The 17,523-nt window shown below is 70.0% G+C and carries 15 protein-coding genes and 1 tRNA gene; 7 read left to right on the forward strand and 9 right to left on the reverse strand.

The window, feature by feature from the left end; translation table 11 throughout:
* Nucleotides 1–121: 121 nt before the first annotated feature.
* Nucleotides 122–1,054: a transglycosylase domain-containing protein gene (locus KRR26_RS07150; protein ID WP_217079449.1), complete on the forward strand. Its 933-nt coding sequence runs from the start codon at nt 122–124 to the stop codon at nt 1,052–1,054.
* On the opposite strand, the gene KRR26_RS07155 is transcribed toward KRR26_RS07150, so the two are convergent.
* Together KRR26_RS07155 and KRR26_RS07160 are read right to left on the reverse strand one after the other, a co-directional pair.
* Nucleotides 1,008–2,732 carry an O-antigen ligase family protein gene (locus KRR26_RS07155; protein ID WP_217079450.1) on the reverse strand — a complete coding sequence of 575 codons (1,725 nt, stop codon included), beginning with the start codon at nt 2,730–2,732 and terminating at the stop codon, nt 1,008–1,010. The two genes, KRR26_RS07150 and KRR26_RS07155, sit on opposite strands and share 47 nt — an antisense overlap.
* Before the next feature lie 1,267 nt (nt 2,733–3,999).
* Nucleotides 4,000–4,076, reverse strand: a tRNA-Pro gene (locus tag KRR26_RS07160).
* Nucleotides 4,077–4,345: 269 nt separating this feature from the next.
* Here KRR26_RS07160 and KRR26_RS07165 point away from each other — a divergent pair.
* A complete protein-coding gene (locus KRR26_RS07165; protein ID WP_120206012.1) occupies nt 4,346–4,729 on the forward strand; it encodes a response regulator in 384 nt (127 codons plus the stop codon).
* Nucleotides 4,730–4,736: 7 nt separating this feature from the next.
* On the opposite strand, the gene rpe is transcribed toward KRR26_RS07165, so the two are convergent.
* On the reverse strand, nt 4,737–5,390 hold the full coding sequence (gene rpe, locus KRR26_RS07170) for a ribulose-phosphate 3-epimerase (RefSeq protein WP_217079451.1): 654 nt from the start codon (nt 5,388–5,390) through the stop codon (nt 4,737–4,739).
* Between the two features lie 176 nt (nt 5,391–5,566).
* Between rpe and KRR26_RS07175 the strand changes: the two genes are divergently transcribed.
* Nucleotides 5,567–7,072, forward strand: coding sequence for an HD domain-containing phosphohydrolase (locus KRR26_RS07175; RefSeq protein WP_233576886.1), 1,506 nt, complete (start codon nt 5,567–5,569; stop codon nt 7,070–7,072).
* A gap of 48 nt (nt 7,073–7,120) precedes the next feature.
* Here the strand turns inward: KRR26_RS07175 and pyk are convergent, their stop codons facing one another.
* From pyk to KRR26_RS07195, 4 genes are all read right to left on the reverse strand, one after another.
* Nucleotides 7,121–8,548 carry a pyruvate kinase gene (gene pyk, locus KRR26_RS07180; protein ID WP_120206009.1) on the reverse strand — a complete coding sequence of 476 codons (1,428 nt, stop codon included), beginning with the start codon at nt 8,546–8,548 and terminating at the stop codon, nt 7,121–7,123.
* 100 nt (nt 8,549–8,648) lie between these two features.
* A complete protein-coding gene (locus tag KRR26_RS07185; RefSeq protein WP_120206154.1) occupies nt 8,649–9,470 on the reverse strand; it encodes a hypothetical protein in 822 nt (273 codons plus the stop codon).
* A 132-nt stretch (nt 9,471–9,602) separates the two neighbouring features.
* A complete protein-coding gene (locus KRR26_RS07190; RefSeq protein ID WP_217079452.1) occupies nt 9,603–11,060 on the reverse strand; it encodes an NFACT family protein in 1,458 nt (485 codons plus the stop codon).
* 88 nt (nt 11,061–11,148) lie between these two features.
* Entirely contained in the window at nt 11,149–11,346 is a 198-nt protein-coding gene (locus tag KRR26_RS07195; protein WP_120206006.1) for an excinuclease ABC subunit A, read from the reverse strand.
* Nucleotides 11,347–11,686: 340 nt separating this feature from the next.
* Here KRR26_RS07195 and KRR26_RS07200 point away from each other — a divergent pair, with 340 nt between their 5' ends.
* A complete protein-coding gene (locus tag KRR26_RS07200; RefSeq protein ID WP_217079453.1) occupies nt 11,687–13,000 on the forward strand; it encodes a glycoside hydrolase family 1 protein in 1,314 nt (437 codons plus the stop codon).
* Here KRR26_RS07200 and dusB read toward each other — a convergent pair.
* The gene (gene dusB, locus KRR26_RS07205) at nt 12,979–13,992 is read right to left on the reverse strand and encodes a tRNA dihydrouridine synthase DusB (RefSeq protein ID WP_120206002.1); all 1,014 of its coding nucleotides are present in this window, start codon (nt 13,990–13,992) and stop codon (nt 12,979–12,981) included. The two genes, KRR26_RS07200 and dusB, sit on opposite strands and share 22 nt — an antisense overlap.
* A gap of 92 nt (nt 13,993–14,084) precedes the next feature.
* Here dusB and KRR26_RS07210 point away from each other — a divergent pair, with 92 nt between their 5' ends.
* From KRR26_RS07210 to KRR26_RS07220, 3 genes are all read left to right on the forward strand, one after another.
* Nucleotides 14,085–15,515 carry a site-2 protease family protein gene (locus KRR26_RS07210; protein WP_120206000.1) on the forward strand — a complete coding sequence of 477 codons (1,431 nt, stop codon included), beginning with the start codon at nt 14,085–14,087 and terminating at the stop codon, nt 15,513–15,515.
* 141 nt (nt 15,516–15,656) lie between these two features.
* Complete coding sequence (locus KRR26_RS07215; RefSeq protein ID WP_233576885.1) at nt 15,657–16,244, forward strand: RNA polymerase sigma factor; 588 nt, start codon at nt 15,657–15,659, stop codon at nt 16,242–16,244.
* Entirely contained in the window at nt 16,241–17,005 is a 765-nt protein-coding gene (locus tag KRR26_RS07220) for an NrsF family protein (protein WP_120205996.1), read from the forward strand. Before KRR26_RS07215 ends, KRR26_RS07220 begins: the two co-directional genes overlap by 4 nt.
* A 42-nt stretch (nt 17,006–17,047) precedes the next feature.
* On the opposite strand, the gene KRR26_RS07225 is transcribed toward KRR26_RS07220, so the two are convergent.
* On the reverse strand, nt 17,048–17,485 hold the full coding sequence (locus KRR26_RS07225) for a peroxiredoxin (RefSeq protein WP_120205995.1): 438 nt from the start codon (nt 17,483–17,485) through the stop codon (nt 17,048–17,050).
* Between the last annotated feature and the right edge of the window lie 38 nt (nt 17,486–17,523).

A 17,523-nucleotide genomic window follows, 5' to 3' on the forward strand; every position in this document is an offset into this window, starting at 1 on the left:
TTCGGATACGGTATGCCCCCGAGAACTACCGGAGTTCTCGGGGTCGTGGCGGCCCAGAATCATCTGCGCAGGCACCCAAGCATCCCGAGGCAGCGAGCATGTTCACATGGGAGTCGGCAGGGTGAAGCGAGGTATCCGGCGTGCCCTTCTCGTTGTCGCGGTCATGGGCCTCGTGGCGTTCGCCTATGGCCTCTGGCTGTGGCACGGCACGCCGGATGTCAGCGCACTTCAGACCGAGCGCCCCACGACCACGGCCCTGCTGCGACTGCGCGAACATGAGCGCAAGCCAGATGCGCAGCTCGCACCGGAGGACTGGATGCCGCTCCAGCGAATGCCCTTGCTGGCGTGCGCCGTGGTGAAGGCGGAGGACAGGAAGTTCTTCCGACACGGAGGATTTGACTGGGGTGAGATCCGGTTCGCGCTCCAGGATGCGGTGCTCACGGGGCGACTGCGCGGCGCCAGCACCATCACCGGCCAGCTCGCTCGAACACTGTTCCTTTCACCCGAGCGCACCCTGGGACGAAAGCTGCGCGAGACGTTTCTCGTGCGTGACCTCGAAAGAACCCTCCCGAAGCAGCGCATCCTCGAGCTCTACCTCAACACCATCGAGTGGGGAGACGGCGTCTACGGGGCCAAGGCCGCTTCCCGCGAGTACTTCGGGAAGTCCCCTGAGACGCTGACTCCCTTCGAGGCCGCGACGCTGGCGAGCCTCATCGCCGCTCCGCGCGCCCCCTTGGTGGGCCCCAACCTCGACCGATTCACTCGCGCCCACGCGCGAGTGCTTCGCCAGCTCTATTACTCACGCCTCATCACTCGGCAGCAACGGTACGAGGCCGAACTCGCGTGGCGGACGCTCCTCACCTCCCACGCCGAGGCATCCAGCCCGGTGCGCTTCACCTCATCCAGCACACCCGAGACTGCGTTGAAGTCTCACGACGGCCTCGCGCCGCTCCTGGCGCACGAGTGCGACTTGAACTCCGAGGTCGCGGCCCCCGAGGCGGGACCGACTACGGATGCTCCGCCTTCGCCGACTCCAACAACCGCAGGACCGTGACGCAGTCGTGGGTCGTCGACCCTCCGAGCCTCGCAGCAAGATGAGGTTCCACCGCGTCGGCTCGGAGTGCGAACTCGCGGGCCGAAGCGACGTCTCCGCGCGCCTCCGCGCACCTCGCGGACAGACACAGCAGCCCGATGAGATGTGGCGCATCCGCGACCGCTCGGTCGAGCAGGGGAGCCGCGGCCTCGCAGTCGCGTCCACGCGTCAGCCGCAGCGCCACCCGCGCGAGGGCCTCGACGTGCCCCGTGGACACCAACGCCCGAGTCGGCCCCCTGACCGCAATCCAGTAGTAGCGCCCCAAGGCCCCTGTTCCGCCGACGACCAGAAGCATCAGGCCGGCGAGAACCAGCTTCCGCCCAGCGACAGGAATCGCGAGCGGTCTGGCGCCCGCCACCGAGAACCCCACGAGCACACCGAGCGCCGCGAGTTGCTCCGCGTGCAGGAGGGGCTGATCAAAGAGGGCATGCGTGGCGAGGACCATGAACGCAGCGCCGAGCCCCGGCACCCTGGCGCCGTCGGTCCGCCCCCTGCGCGCGACCCTCCACGCCCAACCCAACATCGCCACGAACCCGAGCAGACCTGTCTCGACCAGGACGCGCAGGAGCTCCGACCGCGGCGCCCGACCATCTCCATACGGTGGAGGATGCAGGCCCGCCGAATGGGCATACCGCGAACTGGCATCTCCCCACCCGGTGAGCCCGACGCCAAGAAGGGGCGCCGAGGAGACAATGGCCCAGGAGACCTGGGCCTGCTCGATGCGGTAGCGCCCCGACCCTTGGTCATACTCCACGAGCCGAGCGAGGGAGTCCGCGAACGGACGTGATTCCTTCCACTGCAATCCCGGCCACGGAATCAAGACCGCGAGGCCCACGGAAGCAGCACACACCCACACCCCTCGCAGAACACGCGAGCGCAGGTCGGAGGACAGCGGGGCCCGCAGCAAGCTCACCCCCACCATGAGGACCGCGATGCCGAGCCCCAGCCAGACACTCCGGCACCGCGTGAGCACGACCACCGTCCCCAAGATGACCGCCGAGACGCCCCAGGCGCGTTCACCCCCCCGCGAGAAACGTGCAACAGCCAGAGGGAGGATGAGCGCAACGAAACCCGCCACCTGATTGCGCCCTCCCAGCGTGGATGCGGGACGGCGAATCTCGCCCCATGGCAGCGCCAGTCCCAGCGCCTCCAGCAAGGCAACCATCGCAACCAACACGGCGGCCCACGTCAGCAGCGCTACGAGAGCATTGCGACCCCTGTCGTGCCCCGCGATGCGCGCAGCCGACATCGCGATGACCAGTGCCGAGGCATCCGACGCCAGCCGCTCGAAACCAAGCGGAAGGGACACGGACCCGAACACGACGGATGCCAGGGACACGCCCAGCACGCCGCCCCAAGCCACGAATGAGGTATCGAGCCCAGGTGGCGCGCGCCGCGACACAAGCCAACGCAGACCGAGCAGCGTGGCGACTCCGCCGAGCACCAGCCGCTTCGGGAGGAAGAACCGGTCGCTCGTTTCGAGCCCATCCACGCCAATCAGCAGCGCGGTCCCCAGCAGCGCGCTCCCCAAGAGCACGAGCTCAAGTTGGCCGGGCACGAGGCCCGCGCCGGCCAACTCGGTACCGGCCTGCCCCGCAGCTGAACTGGCTCGCGGCGCATCAGCGGAGGCGACGGTCACTCGGCGCTACTCCCACCCCTGGCAGATTCCGCCGACACAGGACTGCCCCGGACCACAGTCATTCATGTCCGCGCAACTCCCGGGTCCATCCACGCAGGTCCCGTCCAAGCAGGACTGCCCCCAATAGCAAACGACACCTTCACAGGCATCATTGGTGGGCTCCGGGAAACAATAGTTCTTGTAGCAATACTCGCCCTCGTCACACGGAGTATTCGCGTCACAGTGGGCGCCGACGAAGGACTGCTTCGTGGTGGAGGAACGCGTGGCAGTGGGCGATGGCGCCCCACAGCCCAACCCCACTCCGAGGAACAGCACAGCAGCGGCACTGAGCAATTGTCTGGTCATGGCTCTGAGTTCACGCGATGAGGGTCCTACATCTCTTCTTCGACACACTTCCCGCCCCTGCACATGTAGCCAGGGTCGCAATTGTAATCACTGTCACAGGTTCCACAGTTCCCCTGGCCCAAGCAGTCCGGCACGCACGCTCCGCTCTCACACGTGAAGCCCGTATCGCAGCCCGTGTTCATGCAGTTGTTGGGATCGTCCACGCACATCCCATCCATGCACATCTCCCAGACCCAGCAATGGACCTGCTCGCAAGGGTCGGGATCCGGCGGCGCGGGGACACAGGTGCTCGAAGGGACATCACACACCTCGCCTGTGTCGCACAGGGTTTGAGCGTCGCAGTAAGCCCCGAGGCTGCGCTGGCGAGCGCTCGACAACGTCTCGCCGTCAGCCAGCGCCACACCGCAACTGACTGACATTCCGGCCAACACCAAGACAGCCCACGTTCGAACGTGCTTCATCATGATGTCGCGTCTCCCTGGGAACCGGCGCGGCCCCGCTTGCGTCCGCGCCGAGCCGTGATTCTTCCCGTGGCGAGCAACCCGTTCAATGGGCCCAAGCCATAAAATCAGGATTATCAGTCAAGCTGGACGCGGCTGGTGCAATCAGGCCGGAACGCGGCGAGCCACATCTCGCGTCAAGGCTTGGACGCCACCGCGCGGCGCACCGCCGAGGCACCCCGGGACAGGACCCTCGCGAGGGGACGCGATTCCAGCCGCCACGGTGCTCCGCTTCGGGAGGCCAGGACCCGAGCCACGGTCAGGGGGCGTCATCCACGCCCCATCGGAGGACGTCATCGAGGCCGAGGACTCGCCTTCGCGCGCGGCCCCGCCCGGATTCAGACCGAGCCCCGCGGCTCACGGCGCAGAAAGACGAAGGGCGCGGACCCGAGGATTTCTCTTCGGATTCCGCGCCCTTTGAATGGTCGGGGAGACAGGATTTGAACCTGCGACCCCTTGGTCCCGAACCAAGTGCTCTACCAGGCTGAGCCACTCCCCGAAAATGCGCTGCACCGCGTCGGCATGCTGCTTCGGGACCGACGAGGCGACGCGGAAATATCCGAGCCGCCTCGCTGAGTCAACGCCCTTCGGATCACCTTTTCTTTCCTCCCCCTCGCCCCCCTGTACAGGGTCCCTCCAGACTCAGGTGCCCCCCAGGGCAACCTTCATCCCTCTTCCAAACACCCGGACATTCCTGTACTCCACGATAGGCATGACACCGACTCCGGAGCCTCCCCTATCCCGGAATCGTTGCAACCGAAGAGGACCATGACGCCCCCGGTCATCCTCATCTCGGACGATGAGCCCCTCATCGTCTCCGCGCTTGCACGAGAGGCCCGTCGGTCCGGCCTCACCTGCGTCTCCGACACCACCTCCGAGCGCGTGCTGGAGCTGGCTCGGCAGCACCATCCCGCCGTCATCATCCTGGACATCAATCAACACCAGGACGGGAGGGACCTGCTCGCGCAGCTCAAGCAGGATCCGCTCACCCGCGACTGCAAGGTCATCATCCTCAGCGGCGTCGAGGACCAGTTCACCCGTCACGTGTGCTTCGAACTGGGCGCCGACGACTACGAGGTGAAGCCCTTCGACCCCACCTTCATCACCCGCATCGCGCGCCTGGCCACCTCCGTGGCGCACGCGCGCTCGTGAGCGCCGCTCAGGGCCGCAGCGAGCGGATGGCCGCGGCGTAGTCCTTCGCGCCGAACACGTAGCTGCCCGCCACCAGCACCGTCGCGCCCGCGTCCACCACGCGCTTCGCCGTCTGCGCGTTGATGCCGCCGTCCACCTCGATGTCCACGTCCAGCCCGCGCGCGTCCAGCATCGCGCGCAGCCGGCGGACCTTGTCGACCGTGGTCTCGATGAAGCTCTGGCCCCCGAAGCCGGGGTTCACGCTCATCAGCAGCACCATGTCCAGCTCGCCCAGCACCTCTTCAATCGCCACCAGCGGCGTGGCCGGGTTGAGCACCACCGACGCCTTCGCCCCCGCGTGACGGATGTGCTGCAGCGTCCGGTGCAGGTGCGGGCTCGCCTCCACGTGCACCGTGACGATGTCCGCGCCCGCCTTCACGAACGCGTCCACGTACTTCTCCGGCTCCATAATCATCAGGTGCACGTCGAGCGGCTTCGTCGCCACCCGCTTGATGGCCTCCACAATCACCGGCCCCAGGGTGATGTTGGGGACGAAGCGACCATCCATGACATCCACATGAATCAAGTCCGCGCCCGCCGCTTCCACGGCGCGGACCTCCTCGGCGAGGCGGCCAAAGTCAGACGACAGGAGCGAGGGGGCGATGCGAACAGGGCGTTTCATGGCGGCGCTTCATAGCCGCTTCAACCCCGTCCGGGTACGTCCGCTCGCTCGGCGAGGACACTGGCGGACATCCCCTCCCCACCGTCCAGGTGGGCCACCGTGGGCAAGGGCTCGTGCCGCCGTGCTACAACCTTGAAGCCCTGCGGTCCCGACCCGCCTCCCCGGAGCCAGCCCCGGTGCATGCCCCCTCCGAGACCCCTGCCCCCAACCTCTCGCGTCGCCTGGCCAAGCTGACGTCCATCCTGGATGTCGCCAAGGCGATGAGCGCCGAGCGGGACCTGGACCTGCTGCTGCCCCTCATCCTCTACGAGGCCACCAAGGTGGTGGGCGCGGACCGCTGCTCGCTCTTCGTGCTCGACCGCGAGCGCAACGAGCTGTGGAGCAAGGTGGCCCAGGGCTCCAAGAGCGAGATTCGCCTCCCGGTGGGCAGCGGCATCGCCGGGCAGGTGGCGCAGACGGGCGCCATCATCAACATCCCGGATGCCTACGCGGACGCGCGCTTCAACCGCTCGTTCGACGTCTCCAGCGGCTACCACACGCAAACCATCCTGTGCGTCCCCATGCGCGACGCCAACGGTGACGTGACGGGCGTCATCCAGGCCCTCAACAAACTGGGCGGGCTCGTCTTCGACGCCGAGGACGAGGAGCTGCTGCTCGCCCTGGGCGCCCAGGCCGCTGGGGCCATCGAGAACGCGCTCCTCCACGAGGAAATCAACCGCCTCTTCGAGGGCTTCGTCTCCGCCTCCGTCGTCGCCATCGAAGCGCGCGACCCCACCACCGCCGGCCACTCGGGCCGCGTCGCCGACCTCACCGTCACGCTCGCGCAGGCGCTCGAGCACCACCCCTCCGGCGCCTACGCCCACCTGCGCTTCTCCGCCGTGGAGTTGCAGGAGCTGCGCTACGCCTCGCTGCTGCACGACTTCGGCAAGGTGGGCGTGCGAGAGCCCGTCCTGGTCAAGGCCGAGAAGCTCTATCCGCACGAGTTGGAGGGGCTCCGCTCGCGCTTCCAGCTCGCGCGCAAGGACTTGCAGCTCCAGAGTTGCCGGCGCCGCCTCGCGGCCGTGAAGGTGCGCGGCGATCGCGCCCTGCCCGACATCGACGCCGAGGAGGATGCGCGGCTCACCCACGAGATGAAGCAGCTCGACGAGGTGATGGAGTTCGTCCTCACCTGCAACCGCCCCACCGTCCTCGCGCAGGGCGGCTTCGAGCGGCTCTCCGAGCTGGGCCGCCTGACGTACACCGACGCGAACGAGCAGCTCCAGCCGCTCTTGCGCCCACAGGAAATCCAGTCGCTCTCCATCCCTCGCGGCACCCTCTCCTCCGAGGAGCGCCGCGAGATCGAGAGCCATGTGGAGCACACCTACCGGTTCCTCTCGCAGATTCCCTGGACGCGCGCCCTGCGCCGCGTGCCGGAGATCGCCTACGCGCACCACGAGAAGCTCGACGGCAGCGGCTACCCGCGCGCCATCCCCGAGAGGACCATCCCCGTCCAGTCCCGGATGATGTCCATCGCGGACATCTACGACGCGCTCACCGCCAGCGACCGGCCCTACAAGAAGGCCGTGCCGCACACGCTCGCGCTCGACATCCTCCAGAAGGAGGCCCGCTCCGGGCAGCTCGACCCGGAGCTGTTCACCGTCTTCGTCGAGGCGGAGATTCCGCGCAAGGCCCTCAAGCGCTGACGGCCCGGTCCCCTCCTCCCGCCAGAGGAGAGGACCCCGAGCCTCGCGTCAGCGGATGGTGTGCAGGCGCAGGCTGTTGATCTTCCCGGGCTGACCCACGGGCGCGCCGAAGACGATGACGATGCGGTCGCCCTGGCGAGCCAGTCCGCGCGCGAGCAGCTCCTCCTCCACGCGGCGCACCATGGCCTCCGACTCCTGGATGGGCTCCAGCACGCGCGGCACCACGCCCCACACCAGCGACAGGCGGCGGCGCACCTCCTGGTTCGGGCTGAACGCGATGATGGGCACCGACGGCCGGTAGTGCGCAAGCAGGCGCGCCGTCACACCCGACAGCGTGAACGCCGCGATGAGCGACGCGTTGCTCGCCTTGGCCGCCTCGCACGCCACGCGCGCGATGACGTCCGGGAAGTTCACCTGCTGCCCGAACGGCATCTCCAGGCCGCGCATCAGGTGCTGCGAGCGCGAGGACGACTCGGCCGCCAGGATGATGCGCTCCATCATCTGCACGGACTCGATGGGGAACTTCCCGCTGGCCGTCTCGCCGGAGAGCATCACCGCGTCCGCGCCGTCGTACACGGCGTTGGCCACGTCGCTCGCCTCGGCGCGGGTGGGCCGGGGGTTTTCAATCATCGAGTTGAGCATCTGCGTGGCCACGATGACGGGCAGGCCGCGCAGGTTGGAGCGCCGGATGATGTCCTTCTGGACGGCCGGCACCTCCTCGGGAGGAATCTCCACGCCCAGGTCGCCACGCGCGACCATCACGCCGTCCGTCTTGTCGAGGATGGCGTCGAGGCGGGCAATCGCCTCGGGCTTCTCCAGCTTGGAGATGATGGGCACCGAGCGGCCCACCTCCGCCATGGCCTGCCGGGCCGTGTCCAGGTCCGACGGCTGGCGCACGAACGACAGCGCGATGTAGTCCACGCCGGCCTTCAGGCCGAACACCAGGTCCTCGCGGTCCTTCGGAGTGAGCGCCGCCGCGCGCACCGCCACGCCGGGCAGATTGATGCCCTTGTTGTTCTTGAGCGTGCCGCCGTGGATGACCTCGGTCTTGATGAGCTGCTGCTTGTCCGTCTCCAGCACGCGCAGCTCGAGCAGACCGTCATCCAGGAGGATGCGATCGCCGGGGTTCACGTCCGCGGCGAGGAACGGGTACGTGGTGGACACGATTTCATCCGTGCCCTTCACGCTCTCATCGGTGGTGATGTGGAAGACACCACCGTTCTTCAGCTCGGTGCTGCCAGTGATGAAGCGGCCCGTGCGAATCTTCGGCCCCTGGAGGTCGCCCAGGATGCCCACGGCCTTGCGCACCTTCAGCGAGGCCGCGCGCAACTTGTCGATGTTCTCCTGATGCTGCTCGTGGCTGCCGTGGGAGAAGTTGAGGCGGGCCACGTCCATTCCGTTTTCCAGCAGCGCCTCCAACATCTCCTGGCTCTGGCTGGCGGGACCGAGGGTGCAGACAATCTTCGCTCGTCGCATAGAGCCCGCGAGGATGGGTGCAGCCACCGACGCGGTCAAGCACGCAACGAGCGGCCTCCGCTCGGTAAAACGGTAAATGAGCCTGCGGGCGGCGGAGCCTTCAACCGCGCAACAGCACACCCAGGTTCTCGCGCTCCCAACGCAGCGCAGCGGCGTAGTGCGGATACGTCCGCTCGCGCTCCCGGAAGGCCCTCGGGTGGTGCACGCGGCGCCCGCCGCGTCCCGTGCTGGGGAAGAGCTGGTGCAGCATCTCGTGGAAGACGATGAACTCCACGAAGAAGGCGGGCACCTCGGGCCGATCCAACGCGGGGTGGATGCGAATCTCGCGCGTCTGGTGGTCGTAGACGCCCAGGCGGATGGACTTGCGGCGGCGGCGCGGCGGCATGCGGCCCCAGCCGATGCGCGCCTGGATGTTGCTGCCGAAGAAGGTCGCGTTGACGGAGTGGAACATCGCCTGGAGGTCGAAGCAGCGCCCGAGCGGATTGAGCTCGGCGTCGGACTCGCGGCGCATCTGGCGGATGCGCGGCTGCTGCCCCCGGATGTAGTCGTCCAGCACGCTGCCGGCGCTGCGGTGGCCGCGGCCCGCATAGTCCGCCACCGCACGCACCACGGGCTCGGGTGCGTCCAGGAACATGTGGTGGAGCCTGAGCTGGAGCGCGCTCGAGCCGCGGCGGAACGACACCATGGTGGAGCGGTTGTCCGTCACCGCCAGCCGCACGGGCATGCCCAGGTCCGCGCTCAGCCGATAGGCGAGGGCCTCGGCGCGCGTCCACAGCTCATCGCGCGCGGCGGTGAGCATGCGAGGCGCTTCCTCGGGCACGCGGTGACGCGGCGGCAGCGGCGCCGGTGTCCGAGGCTCAGGCGTGGCAGGGGCGGCGGCGCTGCGGGCCGCCGCGGAGAGGCCACGCGGGAAGAGGGACATCTGACGGGTGTGCTCGGGCGTCACGCGAAGGGCATCGTACCCGGCACCCCTCGGGACTCAAGGCCAACGACTCTCGCCCGCCTGCCCTCCGTCAGCCCGTCAACCGCGCCCGCCATCACCGGCCCGCAGACGTCAGGAAGCAGAAGGCTCGCCGTGACGGGACTTCAACAAGCGCTCCAGTCGCTCCGGCTCCATGCGCACCACGAAGGTCTTCTCGCGCGAGTACGTCACCGCCCCCGGCGCCCCGCCCTTCGTCTTGCGCACGAACTTCACCGGCACATAGCTCACTTCCCCCCGCGGCTCGCCCTTGGCGCCCGAGTGGTGCAGCGCCAGATGCGCGGCATCCAACAACACCTCTTGGGCGGGCTCGCCGCTGCGCTCCAGCGGCACCACCACATGACTGCCGGGCACTCCGCGCGCGTGCAGCCACAGGTGCCAGGGCCGCGCCACCTTGAACGTGAGGGTGTCATTGTCTTCGGAGCCACGCCCCACCCAGATGCGCGCGCCGCCGTGGCCCACGTATTCCTTGAAGGGGCGGCCCACCGCCGTGCCGTCCTCGCCGGACGCCACGTGCAGCACCTCGGCCTGGGCCAGCAGCGCCGCCTCGTCCATCTGCTCAATCTGCGAGAGCGCCTCCTGCGCGTGCGCCACCTCGCGCGCCAGCTCCGCCTCGCGGTGTCGCGCCTGCTCCACGCCGCGCTGCAGGCGCCGGTACTGATGGAAGCGCCAGTCCGCCTCCTCCTTGGGACCGCGCTTCGGGTCCAGCTTCACCCGCACCTCCTCCACGCCGGACTCGGTGTAGGCCGTGAGCGTCACCTCGGTGACGCCGCGCTTGAGGCGGTAGAGGTTCTGCGCGAGCAGCTCGCCCACCTTCCGATGCGCTTCGGACTCGGGGCCGCGCGCCGCCTCCGCGCGGACCTTCTCCAGCGTGCGCCCGGAGCGCTTGAGGCGCGCGCGGTACGGCTGCGCCAGTCGGCGGCGAATGGACTCGGCGCGGCTCGCCTTGTCCTTCTGCCCCAGCAGTCGCTCGGAGGACTCCAACAGAGGCAGGGCCGCCGCTGGGTCCGGCGTGAGCCGGGAGGGTTGCGCGCGTCCCTTCGCGAGCGCCTCGGCGGAGACGGGCTCGGGCGGAGTCCACATCGCGCCCGGGTGCAGCGAGCGGCGCTGCGCGAAGCCCTCACCGGAGAGCATCAACACCCGGCCGCTCTCGCTCAGCAGGGCGACGCCTCCGGGAGCGCCCACCTCCAACACCAGACGACGGCGCGCGTCCTCGCGCGCGAAGTCGAACACGGCCACCCGCTCGGCCTCCATCCAGCGGGCGCCCTCCAGCTTGAAGCCAGTCAACTCCTGGCGCAGCCAACGCTGGAAAGGAGCGGGCTCTCCGGGGGTGGGGAAGCGATCAGCCGCCACCGAGACGCGCGCCAGGTCCCCTTCCGCGCACAGACACAGGAGGTGGGAGCGACCGGGGACTCGCAGCTCCACGTACAAGAGGCGGGGCAGCGGGCACCACGCCTTCTGCGCCACCGACCCGACGAGTCGCTCCGCCACCTCCGTCAGGACCTGCTCGAACTCGACGGGACGCAGCGACATGGGGCCCTCCGGGAAAAGAAAAACGGCCCGGCGGATTCCGCCGAGCCGTTCACCGGACGTCAATCGCGTCCGAAGATGACGCCGTGCTTCAGCCCTCGGTGGGGGCCGGGGCCGACGAAGCCGACGAGGCGCGCTTGCGAGCCGGCGCCTTGCGGGCCGTCTTCTTCGCCGTCTTCTTCGCCGCACCCTTCTTCGCCGTCTTCGCGGCGGTGGTCTTGCGGGCGGTCTTCTTCGTCGCGGTCTTCTTCGACGCGGTCTTCTTCTTCGCGGACTTCTTCGCGGCCATCGGAACCCTCCGTTCAGGTGATTGGCCCGCGCATGGCGAGCCCTGCACTCGCATTCATGGAAGTGAGTGCTTGAAGTGAATGGTACGGGCGACATGCCAGTGTGTCAACGCATGGTGATGTATCGCATCGCGGGGCGAGGCCGATTTCTCGGCTTCGGGCGCGTCCAACGCGCGGAGTGGGCACTCGCGAGGCCCGCGCCAAACGCGCGCGAGGCCGATTTTCAGCCTCCGGACGCGTTGGGCACCGCGCGCGCCGCGCACTGTCCGCTGTCGCGCATCTGCGCTGCGCGACGCCGCGCTTTCCCCCGCGTCGGGCGAGGCCGTAGGGTCCGCGCCCAGCATGAGCGTCCACGCGCAGACCTTCCCCGAGCACTTCACCTTCGGCGTCGCCACGTCGGCGTACCAGGTGGAGGGCGGCATCGAGAACGACTGGGCCGAGTGGGAGCGGGCCGGAAAGTTGAAGGAGCCGCACGCCAGATGCGGCCCCGCCGTCGACCACTGGAACCGCTTCGAGGAGGACTACGCCCTGGCGCGCGCGGTGGGCGCCACGGCGTTCCGCATCTCGCTGGAGTGGGCGCGCGTGGAGCCCGAGCCGGGCCGCTTCGACGAGGCGGCGCTGGAGGCCTACCGCGAGCGGCTCACGCGGATGCGCGCCCACGGCCTGCGGCCCGTGGTGACGCTGCACCACTTCACGCACCCCACCTGGTTCGCCGGCCTGACGCCGTGGCACCTGCCCGCGAGCGTGGAGGCCTTCCGCCGCTACGTCCGCCGGGTGGCGCCGCTCCTGGAGGGGCTCGACGCGCTCGTCATCTCCTTCAACGAGCCGATGGTGCTGCTCCTGGGCGGCTACCTCCAGGGCGCCATTCCGCCGGGCATCGCGGACGGCCCGCGCACCATGGCGGCGATGGAGAACATGGTCCGCTCACACGCCGCCGCGCGCCAGGAGCTGCTCGAGCGCCTGGGCCGGGTGGAGCTGGGCATCTCCCAGAACATGCTGGCCTTCGCGCCGGACCGCTGGTGGCACCCCATGGACCGCGCCCTGGTCCAGCTGAGCGCCCAGGCCTACAACCACGCGTTCCACGAGGCGCTGTCCTCCGGGAAGCTGCGCGTCAGCATGCCGGGCGTGGCCTCCACGCGGGTGGACATCCCGGCGGCGCGCGACTCGGTGGAGTTCGTGGGCGTCAACTACTACACGCGCGCGCACCTGCGCTTCGTGCCGCGCCCGCCGTTCATCGAGTTCAAGTACCGGGACCGACGCGAGCGGGGCTACACGGACATCGGCTGGGAGGACTGGCCCGAGGGCTTCCTCCAGATTCTGCGCGAGGTGCGCCGGTACGGCCGCCCCGTGTGGATTACGGAGAACGGCATCGACGACCGCGACGGCCAGCGCCGGCCGAGCTACATCCATGAACACCTGGCCCAGGTGCTGACCGCGCGGGCCGAGGGCGTGGACGTGCGCGGGTACCTCTACTGGAGCCTGCTCGACAACTTCGAGTGGCTGGAGGGCTGGGGGCCGCGCTTCGGCCTGTACCACGTGGACTTCCAGACGCTGGAGCGCCGCCCCACCCCCGCGTGCGACTACTACCGCGCGGTGGCCACCGGGCGGCGGCTCATCACCCCGGCCGAGGCGACTCAGCCCAGCGCCGCGCGGTAGTCCACGTCCTGCTCTTCATCCGGAGGCGCGGCGTCCACGTCCGCGCCCACGAAGAAGCGGGCCACGGCGTCCTCCACCTCCGCGGGCGAGTCGAGCTGGTTCACCTCGGCGCGGAAGGCCGCCGCGCCGCTCAGGCCGTGGGCGTACCAGCCCAGGTGGCGGCGGAAGGAGCGCGCCGCGCCCAGCGGGTCTCCCACGAAGGCCACGTGCTCGCGGAAGTGGGCCCGCACGAGCTGGCAGCGCTCCTCGGGCGTGGGGGGCGGGCCTCCGGCCAGCTCGCGAAATATCCACGGGTTGCCCAGCGCGCCCCGGCCAATCATCACGTAGTCGCAGCCGGTGCTCTCGCGCATGCGGCGCGCGTCCTCGGGCGTCTTCACGTCCCCATTCCCGATGATGGGCAGCGTGGGGAAGTGGCGCTTCAGGTCCGTGATGCAGCGCCAATCCGCCCGGCCCGAGTAGCCCTGCTCGCGCGTGCGCGGGTGGATGGCCAAGGCCGCGCAGCCCGCCTCCTGGAGCGCCTCGGCGACCTGGAGGTAGTTGAGCGTCTTCGCGTCCCAGCCCGAGCGAATCTTGCAGGTGACGGGCAGCCCCGTGGCCTCGCGAATGCGCCGGACGATGTCCGCCGCGCGGGGGATGTCGCACAACAGGCCGCTGCCCGCCCCGTTGCGCGTCACCTTCTTCACCGGGCAGCCCATGTTGATGTCGATGACCTGCGCGCCGTGCGACTGGCCCACCTGGGCCGCGAGCGCCATGGCCTCCGGGTCTCCTCCGAAAATCTGGAGCGAGTAGGGCCGCTCCACCTCGCGGTCGAAGCGCAGGTACTTGAGCGTGCGCTGGTTGGCGCGCATCAGCCCCTGGGAGCTGACCAGCTCCGTGGGGCACAGGGCGGCGCCCAGGCGGAAGGCAATGACACGGAAGGGCTGCTCGCTCACCCCGGCCATGGGCGCGAGGATGTACGGGTTCGGCAGGACGTAGGGACCAATCGGCAACATGGAGGCGGGGGAACCTAGCGGATTGACCCCGGGGTTGCAGTGGACGAGCAACGGACTGCGCGCACGGTCTCCAGCGGTTAAGGTCCCTCGCCATGTTCCGGTTTCGTCTCGGGAGCATTCCCGTCGAGGTTCAGCTCACCCATCTGATGTTCTCCGCGGCGCTCGCCTACCAGTCGCTGCCCACCGCGGGCCGAGGCTCCACCGCGGCGGGCTGGCTGGGGGAGCGCTTGCTGGACCCGCAGGGGCCGGGCTACGGCAGCGCCGTGGCCACCTATGTCCTCTCGTGGATGCTCATCGTCTTCGTGTCGGTGCTCGTGCACGAGCTGGGGCACGCGGTGGTCTTCCGCTTGTACGGCTACCAGCCGCGCATCTCGCTCGTCTTCCTGGGCGGGGTGACGGACCCGCACGCCACCGCGCCGCTGCCCTGGCACCGCGAGGTCTTCAGCAGCCTGGCCGGCCCCATGGCGGGCCTCGGCCTGGGGCTGGGGTGCAAGGCGGTGCTCGGCGCCTTGGACACGGTGTCGCCGGCCGCGTACTTCTTCCTCCAGCACTTCTTCGAGGCCAACGTCTTCTGGGCCGTGCTCAACCTGCTGCCCGTGCCGCCGCTGGATGGTGGCCACATCAGCACCGCGGTGGCGACGCGCGTGTTCGGGCGCCGGGGCCTCCTGGTGTCGGGCGGGCTGTCGCTGCTCCTGTGCCTGGGCGTGGTGGCGCTGAGCTGGGCGCGCGGCGGCGGACTGTTCCTCACCTTCCTCTTCGCCATGTTCGGCTTCCGGGCCCTGCGCATGGTGTCCGTGGGGCTCAAGGGCGACAACGTCCGGCTGGAGGAGGCCGAGATGCAGGCCCTCCACGACGCGCGCGAGGCCCTGGCCTCGGGCCGGCTGGACGACGCGCGCCGCCTGGGCCACTTCGTCTTGGAGAGCGAGGCCCTCACGCCCACGCACGCCAGCCGCGCCCACCACCTGCTGGGCTGGGTGGCGCTGAAGCAGGGCCAGGGCCGCGTGGCGCTGGACCACTTCTCCCAGGTGCAGGCCCACCCCCAGGTGGAGACGCACGCCATGGCGGCGGCGCTGTCCCTCATCGGGGATGAGCAGAAGGCCGTGGCGGCGTGGGAGCTGGCGTGGCGCGAGACGGGGGACCGGACCGTGCTGCACGAGTTCGCGGGCTCGCTCATCCGGATGGGCAAGGTGCAGGAGGCGCTGCGACTCCCCCAGGTGGAGCCGGCGGCCGCGTTCCAGTGCGCCGAGCGCGCCCTGTTCATCCGAGGCGCCTACTCGGAGGCGGCGGCGGTGAGCGAGGCCGCGCTCGAGTTCGTGCCGGACCCGGGCATCGCCTACGACGCGGCCTGCGCCTTCTCGCGGGCGCGCAATGTCTCGGACGCCGTGCGCCTCTTGCGGCGAGCGAGCGAGCTGGGCTTCCACGACGCGGCCTACGCGGCGTCGGACGAGGACCTCGCTCCGCTGCACGGGCACCCCGCGTTCGAGTCGTGGCTGGCGGAGCTGCGCGCCTCGCGTGCGTCCTGAACCGGGGCGGGCGCGGAGCACCTCGCCGCACTCGTTCCCACACTGAGCGGCGTGGGCCCGCCGTTCTCTGGCCCTCAGCAGACACCCGGTTAGAGTCCGCGCGCCGTGACGCCGCCCTCGCTGCAACCTGGAATCGAGCCCGTGCGTACCGGAAGAATCCCGGCGCGCGAGGGTGCGGCCGACGAGTCCGATGAGGCGTTGATGGCGAGGTTCTGTCAGGGAGAGGCCGCGGCGTTCGATGCACTCTTCCTGCGCTATTCGCGCCCCGTCCACGGCTACCTCACGCGGGTGACGGGCAGCGCGGCGGTCGCGGACGACCTGGCGCAGCTCACGTTCCTGTCCCTGGTGCGCGCGCGGGGCCGCTTCCAGGCGGGCTCGCGGGTGAAGCCGTGGCTGTACGCCATCGCCACCAACGCGGCGAGGGACCACCAGCGCCGCGGGCGCCGCCCCGAGGAGCTGACCTCCGAGGGGGAGCTGCCCAGCACCATCCCCGCCGACCTGCCCGCCCCGCGCGACGCGGGCCTGGAGCGGACCGTCCAGCGCGCCCTCGCCCAGCTTCCCGAAGGACAGCGCCTGCCCATCCTCATGCACCGCTTCGAGGGCATGGGCTTCGCGGAGATCGCCGAGGTGCTCGGCCTGACCGAGAGCGCGGTGAAGGTCCGCGCGCACCGGGGCTACGCGCGGCTGCGCGAGCTCCTGGCCGGCCTGCGCGACGAGGTGGCGCCATGACGCCCGAGTGCGAGCAGGTCCTGGACCTTGTGGGCGAGCCCCTCCCCGCCCCGCTGGCCGCGCACGCCGCCGCCTGCGGGGACTGCCGCGCGCTGAGGGAAGGCTTCGGCGCGCTGGAGGCCCCGCCTTCATCAGCGCCACCGGCCTTGGAGTCCGCGCGACGACTCGCCCTGGCGGAGTTGGCCGCGAGCCCTCGCCCCACGCCGTGGTGGCATGAGCTGGCGCTCCTGCTGGCCGTGGATGCCGCGGTCGTCGCGGCGGGCTTGCTGGCGCTGGGGCGCAAGGGGCTCGTGCTCAACGCCGCGCCCGCTCCGGTGGTGCTGACCCTGGCGCTGCTGCTCCTGCTGGTCGTGGGCGGCGGCGCGCTCCTGGCGCTGGCTCCGCTGCGCCGGCCTCGTCCGTGGGGGGCGTTGGGCCTGGGCGTGGCGGGGCTCGCGGTGGCCCAGGTGCTGTGCGGCTCGGGGCTCTCGCATCGGCCGCTCCTGTCCGGAACGCTCCGCTGCCTGGGCCTGGAGGTGGGGATGTCCGTGGCGCCGCTGGCCGTGGCGATGGTGCTGCTGCGGCGCGCGGCCTTCACGCCGGGGCGCGCGCTGGCGGCCGGGTTGTCCGCCGCGGGAGCGGGCCTCCTGGTGCTGCACCTGCACTGCCCCACTGGAACGGTGGCGCACGTGCTGTGGGGCCATGTGGCGCCCTGGCTCGCGTTGGCGGGGCTGGCGGTGCTCGTACGCTCGCGGATGGGCTCGCGCAGCTACGCGCCGTGAGCCCGGGGCGACGGACTTCGCCCCGGGGGCTCCCGCGTTCCGTCAGAGCTGCTGGAGCGCTTCCTGCGGGAAGGCCCGCGCGTCCACCTTCGGGTACCACGCCTTCACCTTGCCGTCCGGCCCGATGATGACGCCCACCCGGCGCGCGTTGGCCGCCGAGGCATCATCCGCCGCGCCATAGGCCCGCCCCACCTTGCGGTCCGTGTCGCAGAGCAGCGGGAAGTTGAAGCTGAACTTCTCCGCGAAGGCCTTGTTCTCCGCGGGCGTGTCGAAGCTGATGCCCAGGATGACCGCGTCCTTCTGCGCGTACGTCGGCTGGTGGTCCCGGAAGCCGCAGCCCTCGGCGGTGCAGCCCGGGGTATCCGCCTTCGGATAGAACCAGAGCACCACGTTCTTGCCCCGGTAGTCCGCCAGCCGATGCGTTCTTCCGGTGTGGTCCTGGACGGTGAAGTCCGGGGCCGTGTCTCCTGCCTTGAGCATGCGACGCCTCGCTCGCGTGGCGGCCCGGAGCCCCGCCC

Origin of the sequence: Citreicoccus inhibens, assembly GCF_019039035.1 — a bacterium.
Lineage (GTDB): Bacteria > Myxococcota > Myxococcia > Myxococcales > Myxococcaceae > Citreicoccus > Citreicoccus inhibens.

Excerpts from the sequence above, each read along its gene's own strand:
- KRR26_RS07165 (WP_120206012.1), top strand. The coding sequence starts at position 4,346 with ATGACGCCCCCGGTCATCCTCATCTCGGACGATGAGCCCCTCATCGTC.
- rpe (WP_217079451.1), bottom strand. The coding sequence starts at position 5,390 with ATGAAACGCCCTGTTCGCATCGCCCCCTCGCTCCTGTCGTCTGACTTT.
- pyk (WP_120206009.1), bottom strand. The coding sequence starts at position 8,548 with ATGCGACGAGCGAAGATTGTCTGCACCCTCGGTCCCGCCAGCCAGAGC.
- KRR26_RS07185 (WP_120206154.1), bottom strand. The coding sequence starts at position 9,470 with ATGTCCCTCTTCCCGCGTGGCCTCTCCGCGGCGGCCCGCAGCGCCGCC.
- KRR26_RS07190 (WP_217079452.1), bottom strand. The coding sequence starts at position 11,060 with ATGTCGCTGCGTCCCGTCGAGTTCGAGCAGGTCCTGACGGAGGTGGCG.
- KRR26_RS07195 (WP_120206006.1), bottom strand. The coding sequence starts at position 11,346 with ATGGCCGCGAAGAAGTCCGCGAAGAAGAAGACCGCGTCGAAGAAGACC.
- KRR26_RS07200 (WP_217079453.1), top strand. The coding sequence starts at position 11,687 with ATGAGCGTCCACGCGCAGACCTTCCCCGAGCACTTCACCTTCGGCGTC.
- dusB (WP_120206002.1), bottom strand. The coding sequence starts at position 13,992 with ATGTTGCCGATTGGTCCCTACGTCCTGCCGAACCCGTACATCCTCGCG.
- KRR26_RS07210 (WP_120206000.1), top strand. The coding sequence starts at position 14,085 with ATGTTCCGGTTTCGTCTCGGGAGCATTCCCGTCGAGGTTCAGCTCACC.
- KRR26_RS07220 (WP_120205996.1), top strand. The coding sequence starts at position 16,241 with ATGACGCCCGAGTGCGAGCAGGTCCTGGACCTTGTGGGCGAGCCCCTC.
- KRR26_RS07225 (WP_120205995.1), bottom strand. The coding sequence starts at position 17,485 with ATGCTCAAGGCAGGAGACACGGCCCCGGACTTCACCGTCCAGGACCAC.